We start from the raw sequence: 17,208 nt of genomic DNA on the forward strand, positions 1-17,208 counted from the left end.
GAAATCACCATGAAACTGCTCCCCGCTCTCGCTTCGGTCGCTGCTCTTTTCATTCTCGGGATCGGGGGCGCGAACGCCCAGGCCTGCAAGTCGCCCGTGCCTGATGCCGCGCTGGTGAAGAAGGGCACGCTGACGATGTCGATCAACCCGACCCTGCCGCCGATGCAGTTCGTGGACCAGACCGGTGCGCTCAAGGGCATGCGGGTCGAACTGGGCGAGGCCATTGCCAAGCGGCTGTGCCTCACGCCCGAGTACGTGCGCATCGAGTTCTTGGCCATGATCCCGGGCCTGCAGGCCGGCCGCTGGGACGTCATCAACACCGGCATCTTCTACACCGACGAGCGCGCCAGGCTCATGCAGATGCTGCCCTACGAAGACCAGGCCATCAGCATCAGCACCGCCAAGGGCAATCCGCTGAAGATCGGCAAGCCCGAGGACCTGTCGGGCAAGAGCATCGGCGTGGAGATCGGCGGCTTCGAGGAGCGCAAGGCGCGCGAGCTCGACAAGCAGCTGACCGACAAGGGCCTGAAGGGCATGACCATCCGCACCTTCGAGAACTTCGCGATGGCGTTCCAGGCGCTGCGCGCCGGCCAGGTCGAGGTGGCCCTGTCGATCGACTCCACCGGTGCCGAGTACCAGAAGCGCGGCGACTTCGACCGCGTGCTGCAAGGCCTGTTCCCGACGCCGGTCGCGCTGGCCGCGAAGAACAAGGAACTGTCCCTTGCGGTGGCCAAGGTGCTCAACGACATGAAGGCCGACGGCTCCTTCAACAAGCTGCTCGACCAGTACGGCGTCAAGGCGACCGACGGCGCCGTGGTCGTCAAGGGACCGGCGAGCTGAGCGCCCTCGCTGCGCACCATTGACTTCGGCAACCAAGGAACTTCCATGGGACAAGGCTGGAACTGGTCGGGCTTCTTCGGCTATCTGTTCAACCCCTACATCCTGAGCGGTGCGTTCACCACCCTGTGGCTGACGCTGGCGGCCATTGCAGGCGGATTGGTCGTGGGATGTGCCCTGGCCCTGGCCAGGCTGTCGCGCCATGACTGGCTCGCCGCGCCGGCGCACTTCTACATCTGGGTGTTCCGCGGCACGCCGCTGCTGGTCCAGCTGATCATCATCTACACCGGGCTGCCGCAGCTGGGCCTCAAGCTGTCGGTGGTCGAGTCGGCGCTGCTCGGCCTGATCCTCAACGAGGCGGCCTACCTCGCCGAAGTGGTGCGCGGCGGCATCCAGTCGGTGCCGGCCGGCCAGACGAACGCGGCGCGCGCCGTCGGCTTCAGCAGCGCACAGAGCATGCGCTACATCGTGATGCCGCAGGCGATGCGGCTGATCATCCCGACGCTGGGCAACAGCATCAACGGCCTGCTCAAGACCACGTCCATCACTTCGGTGATCTCGATGGAAGAGCTGCTGCGCCGCACCCAGGTGCTGATCCAGGAGAAGTTCATGGTGCTGGAGCTGTTCATCGTGGCCGCGATCTACTACCTGCTCATGACGACGGTGTGGGACGTCATCCAGCGCCGCATCGAGCGCCACTATGGCCGCGCCTACGGCAATGCGAGCGAGCCCGTGGCGGCAGCCACGGCCGACGTCGTGCTCGAGCAACGCTAGCCAGGAGCCCGTCATGCAGCCCTACGACCTGATCCTTCGCAACGCCGACATCGCCACCGTGGGCGACCGCTACCGCGCCGACATCGGCGTTCGCGACGGACGCATCAGCGCCATCGCCCGGCAGCTCGACGGCAGTGCTGCGCGCGAGATCGATGCGGCCGGCCGGCTCGTCACGCCCGGCGGTGTCGACGGCCATTGCCACTTCGACCAGCCCACCGGGGACGGCTCGCGTTTCTCCGATGACTTCTTCACCGGAACGCGCTCGGCGGCCTGCGGCGGCACCACCACCGTGCTGCCTTTTGCCGCGCAGCAAAAGGGCGGCAGCATCCAGGACGCGGTCGACGATTACCACCGCCGTGCCGACGGCAAGGCGGTGATCGACTACGCCTTTCACCTGATCGTCGCCGACGCCACCCGGGACGTGACGCAGCGCGAGCTGCCCGCGTTGATCGAGAAGGGCTACACCTCGTTCAAGATCTACATGACCTACGAGGACCTGAAGCTGGACGATCGCCAGATCATCGAGGTGCTTGCGGTGGCGCGCCGGCAGGGCGCAATGACGATGATCCACGCGGAGAACAGCGACTGCATCGCCTGGCTCACCGAGCAGCTGCTGGACGCGGGCCTCACCGCACCGCGCTACCACGCGAGTTCGCGGCCGATGGCCGTGGAGCGCGAAGCCACGCACCGCGCGATCGCGCTGGCGGAACTGATCGACACGCCGGTCCTCATCGTGCATGTCTCGGGCCGCGAGGCCGTCGAGCAGATCCATTGGGCGCGCGGGCGCGGGCTGCCGATCTTTGCAGAAACCTGCCCGCAGTACCTGTTCCTGAGCGCGGAAGACCTGGGCATCGATCCCGACGATCCCATGCACGGTGCGCGCTGCATCTGCAGCCCGCCGCCGCGCGACAAGGCCAACCAGCAGTTCATCTGGAACGCCCTGGCGAGCGGCCTCTTCACGGTCTTCTCATCGGACCATGCGGCGTTCAACATCGACGGCCCCGACGGCAAGCGCGTGGCCGGCGACGACGCTTCCTTCGATCGCATTCCGAACGGCATTCCCGGCGTCGAGACGCGCATGCCGCTGCTGATGAGCGAGGGCGTGCTGGCCGGGCGCATCGACGTGCACCGCTTCGTCGAGCTCACGGCCACCAACCCGGCGCGCATGTATGGCCTGTATCCGAAGAAGGGAACGATCGCCGTGGGAGGCGATGCCGATTTCGTCGTCTGGGATGTCTTCGAAGCGGGAAGCGAGAAGGTCATCGCCAACGACATGCTTCATCACGCAGCCGACTACACGCCCTACGAAGGCATGCGGCTGCGGGCCTGGCCCGCAGTCACGGTCTCGCGCGGGCGGGTGGTGTGGCAGGACGGCGTCTTTTCGGCCGAACCCGGCTCGGGGCAGTTCCAGCCCTGCCTGCGTCCGCGCACGCCGAACGCCGGCAGTCCGCTGGACAAATGGCTGTGAGACCATTCGTCCCCCGGCGGTCGGCCTGCTAAGCTTTTTCGACACCGCCTGTGGAAACCTTTTTTTGTCGTCGCATGCCCAGTCTTCCCAGTCCGGCCCAACCCGCCACCATCACCATCGCACCGCTCGAGGTGCGCTCTGCCAGCCTGGCCGAACAGGCCTATGCGCGCCTGCGCACCTTGATCCTGGATCGCCAGATCTCGGCCGGCAGTCCCCTGCAGGAAGGCCGCCTGGCGGAAGAACTCCGGATCTCGCGCACGCCGATGCGCGAGGCGCTGGTGCGCCTCGCCGGCGAAGGGCTTCTGGTGCGCCGCGATGCGCGTTCCTATGCGGTGCGCGCGCTGGGCACCAAGGAATACTTCGACTGCATGCGAGCCCGCGAGATCATCGAGGGCGAAGCCATCGTGCTCGCCATCGACAAGATCAGCGACGCGCAGATCGATGCGCTCGAGGCCGACCTGAAGTCGCTGGACGCCGGTGAGCATGACGAGACCGAGCACTGGCATTTCGATGACCGGTTCCACTTGCTCATTGCGGCGGCCAGCGGCAACGTCGTGCTGCCGAGGCTGGTCGAGGAGCTGCGCGTGAACGCGCGTCTGTTCCGGCTGCACAGCCCGCTGCATCGCCAGCGCGAAAACCACGACGAGCACGGCGAGATCATCCATGCGCTGCGTGCGCGCGATCCGGCGCTGGCACGCAACGCCATGTGCGCGCATTTGCGCAGCCTTCAGGAGGACGTCAAGCGCGCGATCGTCGGTTGATGGCGCCGGCGCGGCCGATGTGCGGCCGCCCTCCTCACATCACCCCGAAGGTCTTGAACGCCTCGACCGTGCTCATGCCGTTCTTGATGGCTTTTCTCACGCTGCTTTCCGTGTCGGCCTTCTCCAGCGCGAGGCTGATCGCCTCTTTCTCCGCCTCGCGCGGAATGATCAGCACGCCGTCCTGGTCGCCGAAGACGATGTCGCCGGGGCGAACTCGAATTCCCCGGATCTCCACCGGCACGCGATAGTCGACGACCTTGCCTCGCGGGCCCTGGTCCTGGGCATAGCCGCCAAGCGAAAACACCGGGAGGCCGAGTTCGAGCACCTCCGCCGTATCGCGGGAATACCCGTCGAGAACCGCGCCGGCTGCTTTCAGATGCAGGGCGCGCGTGGTCATCAGACCTCCCCACAGCGCGAACTCGGGGGCCGACCCCGTTGCCACGTAGACCTCGTTCGGCGCGAGATCGTCCAGCGCCTCGAAAAGCAGACCGAAAGCCTGCCGGCTCAGCGGCGACTTTCCCTCGGGTTCGGAGCGCGCAAAGCAGTGGGTCTCCAGCACGGGCATGGCGCGGCCCGCCACGACCAAGGAGCGTTCGACCGGCTTGATGGCCGGGGGCAGGAACTGGTGCATGAAACCCAGGGTGTCGAGGATGTCGCCGACCACCGCAGGGAACAGGCGCGCGCGCATCAGGGCGAACAGTCCGTCATCGTCTTTCCACATTGCTTCTTGCCTCCTGAAAGAAATGCGGATTGGACCCATGGCGGCACGCGTGCACAACCTGTCCACCTGTATGATAGGTAAGGAGACCGACGCATGACCGCACACCCCTTCGTCCTGGGCCGACTGGAGAGAACTTCCCTTGCAGAGCAGGCCGTTCAGAGCCTTCTGCAGCGCATACAGGACGCGAAGCTCGGCCCGGGAGCATCGCTGCCTTCGGAAGCGCGCCTGGGTGAGTTGCTCGGCGTGAGCCGAACCGTCGTGCGCGAGGCGCTGAGAACCCTCAAGGGCTTGGGTGTGATCGACATTTCGAACGGCAAGAGCCCGACGATTCGCCGCGAGCTGGACGCGGCTGCGCTGGCCGTCTACTTTTCGCGCGCCGTGCAGGTCCTGGACAATTCCACGGAGGACTTGATGGACGTGCGGGCAAGCCTCGAGGGCCGCGCTGCAGCATTGGCAGCGCTTCGCCGCACGCCGGAGCAACTGGCCCGGATGTCTGATTTGGTGATCCGGATGCAGGCGCAGCTTCGCCGCCCCGCGGTGTACGCGTCGCTCGATATGGAACTGCACCTGGAAATCTCGCGGGCGAGCGGAAACCTGCTGCTGTTCCAGATCATCGGATCGATCCGGGCCTCGCTGGAAGCGCAGTCGCGCCAGGGCATGGAACGGCGCAAGACGAAAGCAAGCCTGCAACAGGTGCAGGATGCCCACGTCGAACTCGTCGAGCGGATCGGCAACCGGGATGCAGAGGGTGCGAGCCGATGCATGCTCTCGCACATGGAGAGCGCGCTGAGGGTGCTCCCGGTCCAGGGCAGACCGGCCGTCAGCCGCCCGCGCGCTCGTCCGGAAGCTTCGCGATCACCTTGATCTCGAACTGGAAGCCATAGAGCCAGGTCACGCCGATGCCCGTCAGCGTCGGGTGCGGCGCCTCGCCCCAATATTCCCCAACCACCTTCCAGATGGTTTCGAACTTCGATTCAGGGTCGACGATGAAGACCGTTACGTCGACCACGTCGTCGAAGCTGCAGCCCGCGGCCGAGAGGATCGCGTTGAGGTTGTCGAACGCGAGCCGGACCTGCGCCTCCAGGTCGGGCTCCGGCGAGCCATCGGGCCGGCTGCCGACCTGCCCCGACACGAACAGAAAGCCGTTGGAGCGGATGGCTGGCGAATACCGGTTGCGCGCATAGAGCGCCTGGCGGCCGGCGGGAAAAACAACGTTGCGTGCGGACATGGTTCGGCTTTCTTTCTTTCTTTCTTGGAAAGGGAGGTTGCGATCGATGGACTCTAGAAGCGCGCGGCCGCCAGATAAACAGGCAGGACGCACAATGACTGTTTGCTCAGCCCAAACAATCGACCGAGGCACAGAGATGGACCGATTCGATGCGTTGCAGGCCTTCGCCCGCGTGGTGGAGGCGGGCAGCTTCACCAAGGCGGCGCAGACGCTCCACATGAGCAAGACCACCGTGACGCAGCTGGTCCAGCAACTGGAGGCGCGGCTGCGCGTGAGGCTCTTCAACCGCACGACGCGCCAGGTCAGGGTCACGGCCGAGGGCGCGGCCTACTACGACCGCGTGGTGCGGCTGCTCGCCGACCTGGAGGACGCGGACGCCAGCCTGCTGGGCGCCTCGGCCTCGCCGAGGGGGCGCCTGCGCGTGGACGTGCCCACCCCGTTCGCCCGCATGATCCTGGTGCCTGCGCTGCCGGCGTTCCATGCGCGCCATCCCGAGATCCAGCTCGAACTCGGCGTGAGCGACCGCATGGTCGACCTGATCGGCGACAACGTCGATTGCGTGCTGCGCGGCGGCGAGCTCACCGATTCATCGCTGACGGCGCGCCGCGTGGGCGAGCTGCGGCTCGGTGTCTTTGCGGCGCCGTGCTACCTGGAACGTGCCGGCACACCCGCGCACCCGAACGAGCTCGAGGGCACCCACCACCGCATCGTGGGCTACCTGAGCACGCGCAGCGGCAAGGTCGCGGCGCTGCGCATGCAGCGTGGCGCCGAGCACATCGAACTGCAGGGCCGCCATGTGGTCGCGGTCGACGACGGCAATGCCTACCTCGCGGCCGGCGTGGCGGGCATGGGCGTTCTCTGGCTGCCGCACTACATGGCCGCGCCCCACGTGGCCCAGGGCGAGCTGGTGCCGCTGTTCGAGGGCTGGCACTTCGGCGCGATGCCGATGTACGTGATGTTCCCGCCGAACCGGCATGCCAGCGCGAAGCTGCGCGTGTTCATCGAATGGATCGACGAGCTGATGGCGCTGCATGCGCCGATTGCTGCGCTTGGGGATGCCTGAATCACTCCGGCGAGCGTTCGCGCCAGGCCTCCAGGATCATCGTCTCGATGTCATGCACTTCGCGCCCGACCGCCGCAGCCACGGCCTCCCGGTATGGCGGCATGTTCGTGCATTCGAGCACGATGCGCTCGATGGAAGGAAAGGCCTGCACCAGGCGCACGGCCGCCTCGACGACATTGCGCTGCGCCTCGGCAAGGTCGAGCACGGTGTCGTTGTCCAGGATGCGGCGATGGAATTCGCAGCCTGGACGCACACCCATGACGGGTGTTCCCGCGGGCACGCCGGCAGCCTGCAGGATCTGCGGCGTCAGTGATTGCGCATCGAAGGTGACGATGCCCGGACGGGCGCAGTGCCGCACCTGCAGCAGGCTCGAGGTCAGCACCGGCACCGGCACCGCCTGCGAGAGCACGTCCTGGTAGGCGGCCAGGAAACCGCAGCTGGTGGTGATCATCGACGCACCTTCGGCCACCAGCCGCACCGCGGCGTCGACGAAAGGCTGGACCAGGCGCGGATCGGCTTCTTCGACGATGCGCCTGGGTGATGCACCCTGCACCGCGAGAAAGCGCACCGGGATGCCGGCCCGCCCATAGGTCTGCGCGTTGCCGACATCGCCCGGCGGCCGCGGAAAGCGCGTGTCGAGCATCAGCACACCGAGAAAGCCAGGCGCAGCGGCGTTCATCTCAAACAAGGAATCAGGAGACCGAGGGAAGGGCGCTGCGCCGGTCGATCTTCCGGCTCAGCACGATGGAGGTCTGCGTCTGGTTGATGCCCTCCAACTGGCCGAGCTGGTCCAAGAGGACATCGAGCTTTTCGGGCGTGTCGCAGCGCAGGAAGACCATGTAGTCGAACTGGCCGCTCACGGCCGAGAGCTCCTCGACTTCGGGCACGCGTTCGAGCGCCCGGATCACCGCGGGCGCGTTCTTGGCATTGACGCTGAGCCCGCAGATCGCGCGAACGGCCGCATGCTCGAGCTTGTGGCCCAGGCGCACGCCATAGCCCGCCACGATGCCTTCGCGCTCGAGCCGTGCGATGCGCGCGACCACGGTGGTGCGCGCGATCTTGAGCTTTCGCGCCAGGTTGGCGGCGGGCTCCCTGGCGTTGGCCTGGAGCAGGCTCAGCAGGTGCCGGTCGAGATCGTCAAGTCTTCCATCCATCGGGGTGTCTCGTGAAGTTCTGGCGTTTGACGGCATGCTACGGCACTGCGGCCCAGCTGCGGCCGTCGTGCAGGGAAAGCTCGATGCGCGCATCCTGCAGCGCGTCGACGCAATGCAGGTTGACATTGACCTCGCCGGGGGCCGACCGCGGATGGCAGTGCGTATGGATGCCGCAGGTCCTGCAGAAGAAGTGGCGTGCGCGCATGGTGCCGAAGCGGTAGCTCGACAGCTGCTCCGCGCCCATGAGCAGGCGGAAGTTGCCGGCCGGCACGCGGTGGTGCAGCGCCGCCTTGCGCACGCAGTAGCTGCAGTTGCAGCTCACGCCCTTGTGCGACGCCAGCACGAACTCGAAGCGCACCGCGCCGCAGTGGCAGCGCCCCTGCTGCCACGCGCAGGCTTCTTCGGAAGGAGCCTCGCCGCTCACTAGGCGAGGACAGCAGCGGGTTCGGCCGTGCCGGCGGACGCCTTGAAGCGGCCGAGGAACGCGCGCGTCGACTCCTGCTGCGGGTTGTCGATGACGATGCCGGGCGGCCCGCATTCCGCGACGACGCCATCGCGCATGAAGATCACCTGGTCCGCCACCTCGCGCGCAAAGCCGATTTCATGGGTGACCAGGATCATGGTCATGCCTTCCTTCGCCAGGCTCTTGATGACGGTCAGCACTTCTCCGACGAGCTCGGGATCCAGCGCCGAGGTGGCCTCGTCGAACAGCATCACGTTCGGCTTCATGGCCAGCGCGCGGGCGATGGCCACGCGCTGCTTCTGCCCGCCCGAGAGCTTGTCGGGGTAGTAGTCGGCGCGCTCGAGCAGCCCCACCTTCTGCAGCAGCGCCCGGGCCTCGGCCGCTGCCTGGGCCTTGGGCGTCTTGAGCACGGTGACCGGGCCTTCCATGACGTTCTGCAGCGCGGTCATGTGGGGGAACAGGTTGAAGTGCTGGAACACCATGCCGGTGGAGGCGCGGAACTTGGCGAGCTTGCGCTCGTTCGGCAGCGCGGTGTCGCGTCCGCTGAACTGGATCGCCTGGTCGCCGACGGCGATGCGTCCGCCGTCTGGAACCGTCAGCAGGTTGATGCAGCGAAGCAGTGTGGATTTGCCGGAACCCGAAGGCCCGATCATTGCGACCACCTGGCCGCGTTCGATCTTCAGCGAGATGTCCTTGAGGACCACGTGGGCGCCGAAGGACTTTCGAAGGCCTGCGATCTCGATCACGGTGGGTGTCGTCATGTCAGGCTTCCTTGGCAACGCCGTATTCCATGCGCTTGGCCCAGATCGTGATGGGCAGCAGCACGGCGAAATAGGCAATGGCGATGAAGGTGTAGAGCTCCAGCGGCCGGTAGGTGTCGTGCGCGATCACCTGGCCCTGGTACAGCAGGTCCGGCACGGCCAGCACCGAGAGCAGCGAGGTGTTCTTCAGCTGCATGATCGACTGGCTCATCAGCGGCGGCACCATTTTCTTGAACGCCTGCGGCAGCAGGATGCGGCGCAGCAGCTGCAGGCGCGTCATGCCCAGCGCCTTGCCGGCCTCGGTCTGGCCGGCCTCGATGGAGATGATCCCGCCGCGCACGATCTCCGAATAGAACGCGCCGCCGTAGAGCGTCAGGCACAGCGTGGCGGCGGCCGTGGCCGAGAGTTCGAGGCCGGTGAGCACGGGCAGCGCGTAGTAGAACCACACGAGCTGCACCAGCACCGGCGTGCACCGGAACACCTCGATGTAGGCGCGCAGCGGCGCCGTGATGTACGGGTTGGTGGACAGGCGCCCCAGGCCGGTGACCACGCCCACCAGCAGCCCGAGCACCACGCAGACCACCGTGAACAGCAGCGTGTAGAGCAGCCCGCTGATGAGCAGCGAGCGGTACTTCCACAGCACCGCGAAGTCCCAGTCGTAGCCCGCGGAGGCCGCGCTGGCGCCGGCGAAGTGCTTGACCAGCGCCCAGGCACCGGCCAGCGCGAGCACCACCATCAGGGCCATGCCCAGACGGGAGCGCGAGCGGGGCGCCCCCTGCGATTCGGCGTATTCCATGGCCCGGCCTCAGAACTTGATTTCGGACGGGAAGGCGCTGGCGGGAACGCCGGCGAGTTTTTCCATGTTCTTCAGGATCACGCTGCGGACCTCGCCCTTGGCGCGAACCTCTCCCAGCCAGGCGTTGACGGCTGTCTGCATGGCCGGATCGGCTTCCTTGCGCAGGCCGATGCTCACGGGTGCGGTGTAGATCGGCGTGGGGATCTGCATCACGCCCACGTTGGCGCGCTTGGCCAGCAGCGGCTGCGCCAGCAGGATCACCAGGATCTGGCAGTCGGCGCGGCCGGCCTGCAGCGCGAGCGTTGCGGAGCCCGAGTTCTCCAGCCGCTGGACGTCGGCCTTCGGCAGGATGCGCGTGGCGAGCTGGTCGTGGCTGGAGCCCACGTCGACCACGATCTTGTTCTCCGGCGCGTTCAGCTGCTCCCAGGTCTTGGTCGGGAACCCCTTCTTGCACACGGCGGTGTAGGTGTTGTCGAACAGGGTGTCGGAGAAGTTCACGACCTCCTTGCGCGCCGGCGTCGGCGCCATGCCGAACATCGCATCGATCTTGTTCGACTGCAGGTCGAGCACCGCGTTGCCCCAGGTGGTTTCCACATACTCGACCTTGGCGCCGAACTTCTTCGCCAGGCTCTCGGAGAAGTCGGGCCCGAAGCCTTCCCACTTGCCCGAGACCAGGTCCTTGCTGAAGTACGGAATGGCCCCGGCGATCGCGCCCACCCGCAGGACCTTGGTCCGTTGGACGCGGGTCATCGAGCTTTCCGGCTCCTGGGCGACGCTGAGGGTGAGGGTGCATGCGCTCGTCAGCGCGAGGAGGGTGCGAAGGATCGCTCGTTTTGTAGTCATGGGGTCTCCAAGCAAAAAGCTCGCCATTTGAATAAGAAGGAAGGCTTCGACTCGCGAATGAAGTCTAGGAGCCATGATAGTCACGAGCAATGCGGCACTTCGTCAGGATCGCGCGAAGTTTTCGTCATACCGTCATCCTGGGCATGCGAAACGACCGATTCCGTCAGACGGCGCTCGAATGTCCGGGTCGCACCATGGGCACGCCCCGGGTGCCAGATCGGTGCACCCCGCGCGGCTTCAGCCCAGGAAGCGTGAAGGCCGGAACGGCGCGGGATCGAAGGCGCAGGCTTCGCCGGCCATCATTGCGCCCAGGAGCGCGGCCGTTCCGGGAGCGGTGTTGAAGCCGATGTGCTGATGGCCGAAGGCGAGCCAAAGGCCTGGGCGGCCCGGGCATTCGCCGATCACCGGGCGGCTGTCCGGCAGCGTGGGGCGGCTGCCGAGCCAGGCTTCCTTGTCAAGGCGCTCCTCGAGCGGAAACGCCTCGCGCGCCGCGCGCTCCGCCAGGTCGAGCTGCGCGAGATTCCGGGGCGCCTCGCGATCGGTCAATTGCACGCCGGTGGACAGGCGCAGGCCTTGTTCCATCGGCGACAGCACATAGCCGCCGCCGGTGTCGTAGACCGGCCGCCCGAGCGAGGCGCCGCCGGCGGCCCCGTAGTGCATGTGGTAGCCGCGCTCGTACGCCATCGGCACCGACAGACCCAAGGCCTTCTTCGCGAACTCCCGGCTCCACGGCCCCAGCGCGAGCACGACGCGCGAGGCCTCGTGGAGCGTGCCGCCGTCTTCGCTGAGCTGCCAGGCATCGCCTGCATCCGATCGGCGCAGGCCGCCGATCGATGCCTGCCGGATGCGGCCTCCGCGCGCGGTGAAAAGCCTGGCATAGGCCTCGACCACCTGGCCAGGGCTGTCCACCGACGCCGTGTCCTGGATCCACAGCGCGCGCGGGAACAGCGGCTTCAGGTGCGGCTCGAGCTGCGCGAGCTCTCGCGCATCGAGCAGCTGCGTTGCAATGCCGAATTTCTTGAAAGTGTCCCGCGAGCGCTGGCCGCCGAGAAAGCCTTCCTCGCTGCGGTAGAGAAAGAGCCACCCGTTCGTGCGCAGGCGGTGCGCCGCGCCCGCTCCGCCCAGCAGCCGCAGGTGCTCCTGCGTCGAAAGCCGGATCAGTGCATCGAGCGCCGCGGTCGTTTCATGAAAGACCGCCGCGCGCGCGTTGGCCAGGAACTTCAGCGCCCATGGCAGGTTCTTCGCGAGGAAAAGCGGGTTGTAGCGAAAGCCCGCGGAGCTGTTCTTCAGCAGTCTGGGAAGCGAGGACCACAACCCCGGATGGTTGAACGGCATCAGCGAGCTGCGGGCGATCACGCCGGCATTGCCGTAGGAGGTTTCACGGCCCGGGGCGGTGCGGTCGAAGACCGTCACGTCGAAACCCCGCCGCTGGAGCTCGAGGGCACACGACACGCCGACGATGCCGGCGCCGAGCACGGCAACAGTGTTCTTCATTCAGGCCAATCGGTTCATTCGCCGAAAAGTCTATCGCGAACCGCCGGCGCCGCGATCGGGTCTACAGATAGGCCACGTCTTCCGGCGCCAGCGCCAGCGGATCGAGCTTCTTTTTTGCCAGCCATGAATACACGGGCGGCACGCGGTCCGCCAGCGATTCGATGTGGATGTCGATGAGGCAGGGGCCGTCATACGCGAAGGCTTCATCGAGCGCCTGCACCAGTTCGCCGGGCGTGGCGGCCGTCCAGGCCTTGATGTCGAAGGCCTCGGCAATGGCCTGGCCGCGCGGCGGCAGGAAGTCCACGCCAAAGCATTCGTCGTGGCCCTTGAGCCGGTGCAGCCCCTTGATCCAGCCGAAGCAGCCGTTGTTGAACAGCATCAGCAGCGCCGGCACCTTCTTGCGAACCAGCGTCTCGAGCTCGCCGACGGCCATGTTGAAAGAGCCGTCGCCGAACATGCCGATCGGCCGGCGGGTCTTGTCGGCATACCAGGCGCCGACCACCGCGGGAATCGCCGAGCCCAGGCCGCCGAAGGCACGCGGAATGACGAAGCGCGTGCGGCGGTCCCCGATGCGCAGGAAGCGCGTCATGTAGGGCGTGGGTGTGCCGGCATCCGAAAGAATGTGCACGGCCTGGCCGTACTTCTCGAGCTGCTTGCCGAATTCGCGCACCACGCGCTCGGGCCGCAGCGGCACGTCACTCAGCGAGAGCACGCCTTCGGCATGGTCCCAGAAGTTCGCCCGGTAAGTGTTGAGATGGTCGATCCAGGGCGTGTGCTTCGAGCCATCGAAATCGACGGGCGCCTCGTTCAGGATCTGCTTCAACACCAGCTGCGCATCCGCGGCGATCGACAGCAGGTTCTCGTAGTTGTTGGCAAGGCGCTCGGGGTTGATGTCGATCTGCACCACGCGCTTGTTGAGCGTCGACTTGGGGAAGGTCCAGCCCACGGTGACGACGGAGCCCATGCGCGAGCCGACGAAGATCACCAGGTCCGATTCCTCGAGCGCGCGGTTGGCATGCGGATGAAAGCCGTTGTCGCCGATGACGCCGATGGCCAGGCGGTGATCGTCGGGCAGCGCGCCCTGGCCGGTGATCGTGTTGACCACGGGCACGTTGAGCTTCGCGGCCACCTCGGTGAGCGCGCTGCCGGCGCAGGAGCGGTTCACGCCGCCGCCCGCGACGAAGAGCGGCTTCGAGGCCTTCCGCAGCAGCGCGAAAAGCTCGCCCACCTTGCCGGGCGCTGGCGCCATCGGAAAGGCCGGGAAGGTCCTGCATTCGGGCTCGGCGTGCAGCGAGATGGCGTCGGGGTCGATCTCCGCCAGCAGCATGTCTTCCGGGATCTGCAGGTGCACGGCGCCGGGCGTGCCGGAGCAGGCCACGCGGAATGCGCGGCGAACGATCTCGGGCAGCTTCTCGGGCGACTTCACCTGCACCGACATTTTGGTGACGGGTTCGAACAGCCTGGCGCAGTCGAGCTCGGTGATCATGCCGCGGCCTTCGCCGGGCAGCGGCAGGTCGATGGTCAGCAGGATGACCGGCACCGAGGAAGCATTCGATTCCGCCAGCGGCGGCAGCGAGTACATCGCGCCGGCGCCCGAGGGGCATTCGAAGATGCCGGGCCTGTCGGTCAGCCGCGCATAGGCGTCGGCCATGTAGCCGGCCGAGCGTTCGTCGCGGGCCATGACGTGCTCGATGTCGCCGTGGCGGCGCTGCAGCGCCTCGTAGAACGGCACGTTGGTGTCGCCGGGCACACCGAAAAGTACGTCGACACCGTAGTTGATCAACATCTGCACGAGCACGTCTGCACCACGCATGGCAAAACTCCAGTCCGGATTGAAAAAGAAGAAAGAGAGACAGGGGCGGGCCGGGGCCTTGCGCTCCCCGGCCGCGGCTTGCGCGAAGCACTCAGGCTCAGGCTTCGGCGAGCTTCTGCTGCGAAGGGCTGGAGGCGCTCACGCCAAGCCCCTGGTAGTAGTGGCCCACGCGCGTCGAGAGAAAGGCCTCGAGCGGCGCCTGCTCCTGCCCGACAAAGCCGGCGCGGGGCAGCTTGCCTTGCTGCAGCAGCTCGAACACGCCGACCACGCCGGCCGCCGTGGTGAGCTCGATGGCGGTGCGGTCCTTGCCGCGAAGCCTGGCGCCGAACACGCGGCCCAGGCGGGTTTCCTGCTCGAAGCGGCCGCCGCGCATGCCCGAGGCCGACGCGAACACGATCACCACGTCTTCGCGGCTGTGCGGCACCGCGTGCTCGAGCACCTGGCGCAGCAGGTCGCGGCGCTCGATCAGGCGCAGGTCGTGCAAGAGGAAGTTCATCGCATCGCGGTGGCCCGGATAGCGGATGGTCTTGTAGTCGAGGTTGCGCACCTTGCCGCGCAGCGTCTCGCACAGCGTGCCCAGGCCGCCGGATGTATTGAAGGCCTCGAAGGCCTCGGCGTCGAGCGTGAAGGTCTCATGGCCCTCCAGCGCCTGCACCGACACGAGCTGGCCGTTCACGATCGCATCGCAGGCGTTGCAGTACTCGTTGATGACGCCGTCGATGCTCCAGGTGAAGTTGTAGCGCAGGCTGTTGGTGGCATTGCGCGTGAGCGCGCCGACGCGAAGGCGCAGATCGTAGAGCTCGTCGAAGTGCCCCGCCAGGTGCCCGCCGAGCATGCCAATCACGCCGGGCGCGAGGCCGCTTTGCGGCATCAGCACCGACGTGGCTTCGTCGGAAAGCTGGCGGATCGCATGCGTGGCCGCCACGTCCTCCGTGAGGTCGAAGTAGTGCACGCCCAGCCGCGCCGCCTGCGTGGCCACGCGCGCGGCCAGGAAGAACGGCAGCGCGTTGATGACCACCGTGTGCGCGGCCAGTTCGCCGGCCAGCGCCGCTTCGTCCTCCACGTTCAGCGTGATCTGCCGCACCAGCGGATCATTGGACGGCGTGCCGGCGCGCTGGTCGGCCAGCGTCACCGGGATGCGGTGGTATTCGGCGATCATGTCCGCCACCGTGCTGCCCACCTTGCCCGCACCCAGCACCAGAACATTCTTGACTTGCAGCTTCGACATTTTGTTTCTCCAGAAAAGAGCCACAGCTCCGTAGAGAAAATGTAGAAGCGAAGGCTGGCAGGCGGTAGAGAGCAGAACGGCGAAGGCGGCAGTGTTCTCGACGTTTCGACGAAGGGGCGTGACGTTTTCGCGCGAGGGGCGGCCCGCGCCCTCCGGTTCAGGCCGTGGCGACCGGCTGCCGTGCGAGCACCTGCAGCACGTTCTTCGCCGCGCCGACGCCCATGTTCACATAGGCATCGCCGGTCACGCCGCCGATGTGCGGGCTCAGCACGAAGTTCTCCTCGCCCTGGAACGGGTGGCCGGCGGCCATGGGCTCGACCGCGAAGCTGTCCAGGCCCGCCATGCCGACCTGGCCCGAGCGCACCGCGGCCAGCAGCGCCGCCTCGTCGACGAGGCCGCCGCGCGCGGTGTTCACCAGGATCACGCCGCGCTTGCACCGCGCCAGCGTGCCGGCGTTGACCATGCCGCGGTTGTCTTCCGTCAGCGGGCAGTGCAGCGAGATCGCATCCGACTCGCGCCAGATCGCCGGCAGGTCGACCGGCGTCACATGGGGCGGAAGATTCGCGGCATAGGGATCGAAGCCGATCACGCGCATGCCCAGCGCATCGGCCATGCGGGCAAAGCGCAGTCCGATCGCACCCAGGCCGATCAGCCCGATGGTGCGGCCGCCGAGCTCGAGGCTCTTGTGCGTGGCCTTGTCCCAGTGGCCGGCGTGCATGCGCGCGTCCAGCGCCACGACCGACTTGGCGCAGGCCAGCAGCAGGGCCAGTGCCTGCTCGGCCACCGCAGCGGCATTCGCACCGGCCGCCGCGACGACCTCGATGCCGCGCGCCCGGGCCGCGGCCTTGTCGATGGTGTCGGTGCCGCTGCCGTGCTTGGAGATCACGCGCAGCGAGGGCGCCGCATCCATCACCGCGGCGCCGACCTTGCCGTAGCGCACGATGATGGCCACGGGGTCGTGCGCGCGGCACAGCGCCACCAGGTCGTCTTCGGTCGGCGTCTTGCCGGCGTAGACGATCTCGTGGCCCTCGAGCAGCGCGATGGCCTGCGGCGCCAGGTCGGCGCCGGTCACCACGATGGTGCTCACAGGGTCTCTCCTTCCTTGAGCACGCCGGCCGTGCGCAGTGCGCTGTTCAGCCACTTGGCCGCGGTGTCGCCTTCCTTGATGGCGGCAATGCGTGCGGCCTCGTCGCTGACCTTGCGGGCCGCCGCGGGCAGCAGCGCCTCGATCTTCTCGCGCTCGACCACCACCACGCCGTCGCCGTCGGCAATCACGAAGTCGCCCGCGCGCACCGTGACGTCGCCGACCGAGACGGGATGGCCGATGCGCCCGGCGATGTTCTTGGTCGGGCCGTTCGGGTTGGTGCCCACGCAGAACACGGGGTAGTCCATCTCGTCGATCTCGAGGCTGTCGCGGCAGGCGCCGTCCATCACCACGCCCGCGATGCCGAGCTTCTGGCAGGCCGTCATCATGATGGTGCCCATGAGCGCCGAGCCTTGGTCGCCCTTGCCGTCGATCACCAGCACGTCGCCGGGCCTGGCCATTGCGATGGCGGCGTGGATCATGAGGTTGTCGCCGGGCCGCACTTCCACCGTGAAGGCGGGGCCGGCCAGCTTCATGCGTGGGCGCAGCGCCTTGATGCGGCCATGCATCGCGCCTCGGCGGCCGGCCACGTCGGCCAGGATGGCGGGCTGCAGTTCGGCGGCCTGCGCCACGACGTGCGCGGGCACGCGCTCGAAATTGCGGATGATGTCGGGAGGGTTGGAGGACATGGTTTCTCTTGGAGGAATGAAGAGGGGAGGT

19 protein-coding genes are annotated in these 17,208 nt (G+C 67.1%); 6 read left to right on the forward strand and 13 right to left on the reverse strand.

Annotation, left to right across the window (positions count from 1 at the left end; translation table 11 throughout):
• Positions 1-9: 9 nt before the first annotated feature.
• The 4 genes from AC1DMS_RS01170 (at position 10) to AC1DMS_RS01185 (ending at position 3,840) form a co-directional block, all read left to right on the forward strand.
• Positions 10-840, forward strand: coding sequence for an ABC transporter substrate-binding protein (locus AC1DMS_RS01170; protein ID WP_015865656.1), 831 nt, complete (start codon positions 10-12; stop codon positions 838-840).
• 45 nt (positions 841-885) lie between these two features.
• Positions 886-1,611, forward strand: coding sequence for an amino acid ABC transporter permease (locus tag AC1DMS_RS01175; RefSeq protein WP_015865655.1), 726 nt, complete (start codon positions 886-888; stop codon positions 1,609-1,611).
• A gap of 13 nt (positions 1,612-1,624) precedes the next feature.
• Positions 1,625-3,079, forward strand: a complete 1,455-nt coding sequence (gene hydA, locus AC1DMS_RS01180) for a dihydropyrimidinase (protein WP_015865654.1) — start codon at positions 1,625-1,627, stop codon at positions 3,077-3,079.
• Positions 3,080-3,153: 74 nt separating this feature from the next.
• Entirely contained in the window at positions 3,154-3,840 is a 687-nt protein-coding gene (locus AC1DMS_RS01185) for a GntR family transcriptional regulator (protein WP_015865653.1), read from the forward strand.
• A gap of 34 nt (positions 3,841-3,874) precedes the next feature.
• Here the strand turns inward: AC1DMS_RS01185 and AC1DMS_RS01190 are convergent, their stop codons facing one another.
• Positions 3,875-4,561 (reverse strand): RraA family protein, encoded by a 687-nt coding sequence (locus AC1DMS_RS01190; protein WP_015865652.1) that lies wholly within the window; start codon positions 4,559-4,561, stop codon positions 3,875-3,877.
• Positions 4,562-4,654: 93 nt separating this feature from the next.
• Between AC1DMS_RS01190 and AC1DMS_RS01195 the strand changes: the two genes are divergently transcribed.
• A complete protein-coding gene (locus tag AC1DMS_RS01195) occupies positions 4,655-5,425 on the forward strand; it encodes an FCD domain-containing protein (protein ID WP_015865651.1) in 771 nt (256 codons plus the stop codon).
• Here AC1DMS_RS01195 and AC1DMS_RS01200 read toward each other — a convergent pair.
• Complete coding sequence (locus AC1DMS_RS01200) at positions 5,382-5,789, reverse strand: RidA family protein (protein WP_015865650.1); 408 nt, start codon at positions 5,787-5,789, stop codon at positions 5,382-5,384. The genes AC1DMS_RS01195 and AC1DMS_RS01200 overlap by 44 nt on opposite strands.
• Positions 5,790-5,925: 136 nt before the next feature.
• On the opposite strand from AC1DMS_RS01200, the gene AC1DMS_RS01205 reads away from it, so the two are divergent.
• Complete coding sequence (locus AC1DMS_RS01205) at positions 5,926-6,852, forward strand: LysR family transcriptional regulator (RefSeq protein ID WP_015865649.1); 927 nt, start codon at positions 5,926-5,928, stop codon at positions 6,850-6,852.
• Between the two features lies 1 nt (position 6,853).
• On the opposite strand, the gene AC1DMS_RS01210 is transcribed toward AC1DMS_RS01205, so the two are convergent.
• From AC1DMS_RS01210 to AC1DMS_RS01260, 11 genes are all read right to left on the reverse strand, one after another.
• Positions 6,854-7,531 (reverse strand): aspartate/glutamate racemase family protein, encoded by a 678-nt coding sequence (locus AC1DMS_RS01210; RefSeq protein WP_015865648.1) that lies wholly within the window; start codon positions 7,529-7,531, stop codon positions 6,854-6,856.
• Positions 7,532-7,544: 13 nt separating this feature from the next.
• On the reverse strand, positions 7,545-8,006 hold the full coding sequence (locus AC1DMS_RS01215) for an Lrp/AsnC family transcriptional regulator (protein ID WP_015865647.1): 462 nt from the start codon (positions 8,004-8,006) through the stop codon (positions 7,545-7,547).
• Between the two features lie 37 nt (positions 8,007-8,043).
• Positions 8,044-8,430 carry a GFA family protein gene (locus AC1DMS_RS01220; RefSeq protein WP_015865646.1) on the reverse strand — a complete coding sequence of 129 codons (387 nt, stop codon included), beginning with the start codon at positions 8,428-8,430 and terminating at the stop codon, positions 8,044-8,046.
• Positions 8,430-9,230, reverse strand: a complete 801-nt coding sequence (locus tag AC1DMS_RS01225; RefSeq protein WP_015865645.1) for an amino acid ABC transporter ATP-binding protein — start codon at positions 9,228-9,230, stop codon at positions 8,430-8,432. The genes AC1DMS_RS01220 and AC1DMS_RS01225 overlap by 1 nt, the downstream gene beginning before the upstream one ends.
• A 1-nt stretch (position 9,231) precedes the next feature.
• Positions 9,232-10,026 (reverse strand): amino acid ABC transporter permease, encoded by a 795-nt coding sequence (locus AC1DMS_RS01230; RefSeq protein WP_015865644.1) that lies wholly within the window; start codon positions 10,024-10,026, stop codon positions 9,232-9,234.
• A gap of 9 nt (positions 10,027-10,035) precedes the next feature.
• Positions 10,036-10,776, reverse strand: coding sequence for a transporter substrate-binding domain-containing protein (locus tag AC1DMS_RS01235; RefSeq protein ID WP_369664965.1), 741 nt, complete (start codon positions 10,774-10,776; stop codon positions 10,036-10,038).
• A gap of 330 nt (positions 10,777-11,106) precedes the next feature.
• The gene (locus AC1DMS_RS01240; RefSeq protein ID WP_015865642.1) at positions 11,107-12,363 is read right to left on the reverse strand and encodes an FAD-dependent oxidoreductase; all 1,257 of its coding nucleotides are present in this window, start codon (positions 12,361-12,363) and stop codon (positions 11,107-11,109) included.
• Between the two features lie 61 nt (positions 12,364-12,424).
• Entirely contained in the window at positions 12,425-14,176 is a 1,752-nt protein-coding gene (locus AC1DMS_RS01245) for a thiamine pyrophosphate-binding protein (RefSeq protein WP_015865641.1), read from the reverse strand.
• 97 nt (positions 14,177-14,273) lie between these two features.
• Positions 14,274-15,404, reverse strand: coding sequence for a saccharopine dehydrogenase C-terminal domain-containing protein (locus AC1DMS_RS01250; protein ID WP_015865640.1), 1,131 nt, complete (start codon positions 15,402-15,404; stop codon positions 14,274-14,276).
• 157 nt (positions 15,405-15,561) lie between these two features.
• A complete protein-coding gene (locus tag AC1DMS_RS01255) occupies positions 15,562-16,491 on the reverse strand; it encodes an NAD(P)-dependent oxidoreductase (protein ID WP_015865639.1) in 930 nt (309 codons plus the stop codon).
• Complete coding sequence (locus tag AC1DMS_RS01260; RefSeq protein WP_015865638.1) at positions 16,488-17,177, reverse strand: RraA family protein; 690 nt, start codon at positions 17,175-17,177, stop codon at positions 16,488-16,490. Before AC1DMS_RS01260 ends, AC1DMS_RS01255 begins: the two co-directional genes overlap by 4 nt.
• Between the last annotated feature and the right edge of the window lie 31 nt (positions 17,178-17,208).

This window comes from Variovorax sp. 05T418, assembly GCF_056396385.1.

Coding starts and splice junctions, on each gene's coding strand:
- AC1DMS_RS01170 (WP_015865656.1), top strand. CDS start 10: ATGAAACTGCTCCCCGCTCTCGCTTCGGTCGCTGCTCTTTTCATTCTC.
- AC1DMS_RS01175 (WP_015865655.1), top strand. CDS start 886: ATGGGACAAGGCTGGAACTGGTCGGGCTTCTTCGGCTATCTGTTCAAC.
- hydA (WP_015865654.1), top strand. CDS start 1,625: ATGCAGCCCTACGACCTGATCCTTCGCAACGCCGACATCGCCACCGTG.
- AC1DMS_RS01185 (WP_015865653.1), top strand. CDS start 3,154: ATGCCCAGTCTTCCCAGTCCGGCCCAACCCGCCACCATCACCATCGCA.
- AC1DMS_RS01190 (WP_015865652.1), bottom strand. CDS start 4,561: ATGTGGAAAGACGATGACGGACTGTTCGCCCTGATGCGCGCGCGCCTG.
- AC1DMS_RS01195 (WP_015865651.1), top strand. CDS start 4,655: ATGACCGCACACCCCTTCGTCCTGGGCCGACTGGAGAGAACTTCCCTT.
- AC1DMS_RS01200 (WP_015865650.1), bottom strand. CDS start 5,789: ATGTCCGCACGCAACGTTGTTTTTCCCGCCGGCCGCCAGGCGCTCTAT.
- AC1DMS_RS01205 (WP_015865649.1), top strand. CDS start 5,926: ATGGACCGATTCGATGCGTTGCAGGCCTTCGCCCGCGTGGTGGAGGCG.
- AC1DMS_RS01210 (WP_015865648.1), bottom strand. CDS start 7,531: ATGAACGCCGCTGCGCCTGGCTTTCTCGGTGTGCTGATGCTCGACACG.
- AC1DMS_RS01215 (WP_015865647.1), bottom strand. CDS start 8,006: ATGGATGGAAGACTTGACGATCTCGACCGGCACCTGCTGAGCCTGCTC.
- AC1DMS_RS01225 (WP_015865645.1), bottom strand. CDS start 9,230: ATGACGACACCCACCGTGATCGAGATCGCAGGCCTTCGAAAGTCCTTC.
- AC1DMS_RS01230 (WP_015865644.1), bottom strand. CDS start 10,026: ATGGAATACGCCGAATCGCAGGGGGCGCCCCGCTCGCGCTCCCGTCTG.
- AC1DMS_RS01235 (WP_369664965.1), bottom strand. CDS start 10,776: ATGACCCGCGTCCAACGGACCAAGGTCCTGCGGGTGGGCGCGATCGCC.
- AC1DMS_RS01240 (WP_015865642.1), bottom strand. CDS start 12,363: ATGAAGAACACTGTTGCCGTGCTCGGCGCCGGCATCGTCGGCGTGTCG.
- AC1DMS_RS01245 (WP_015865641.1), bottom strand. CDS start 14,176: ATGCGTGGTGCAGACGTGCTCGTGCAGATGTTGATCAACTACGGTGTC.
- AC1DMS_RS01250 (WP_015865640.1), bottom strand. CDS start 15,404: ATGTCGAAGCTGCAAGTCAAGAATGTTCTGGTGCTGGGTGCGGGCAAG.
- AC1DMS_RS01260 (WP_015865638.1), bottom strand. CDS start 17,177: ATGTCCTCCAACCCTCCCGACATCATCCGCAATTTCGAGCGCGTGCCC.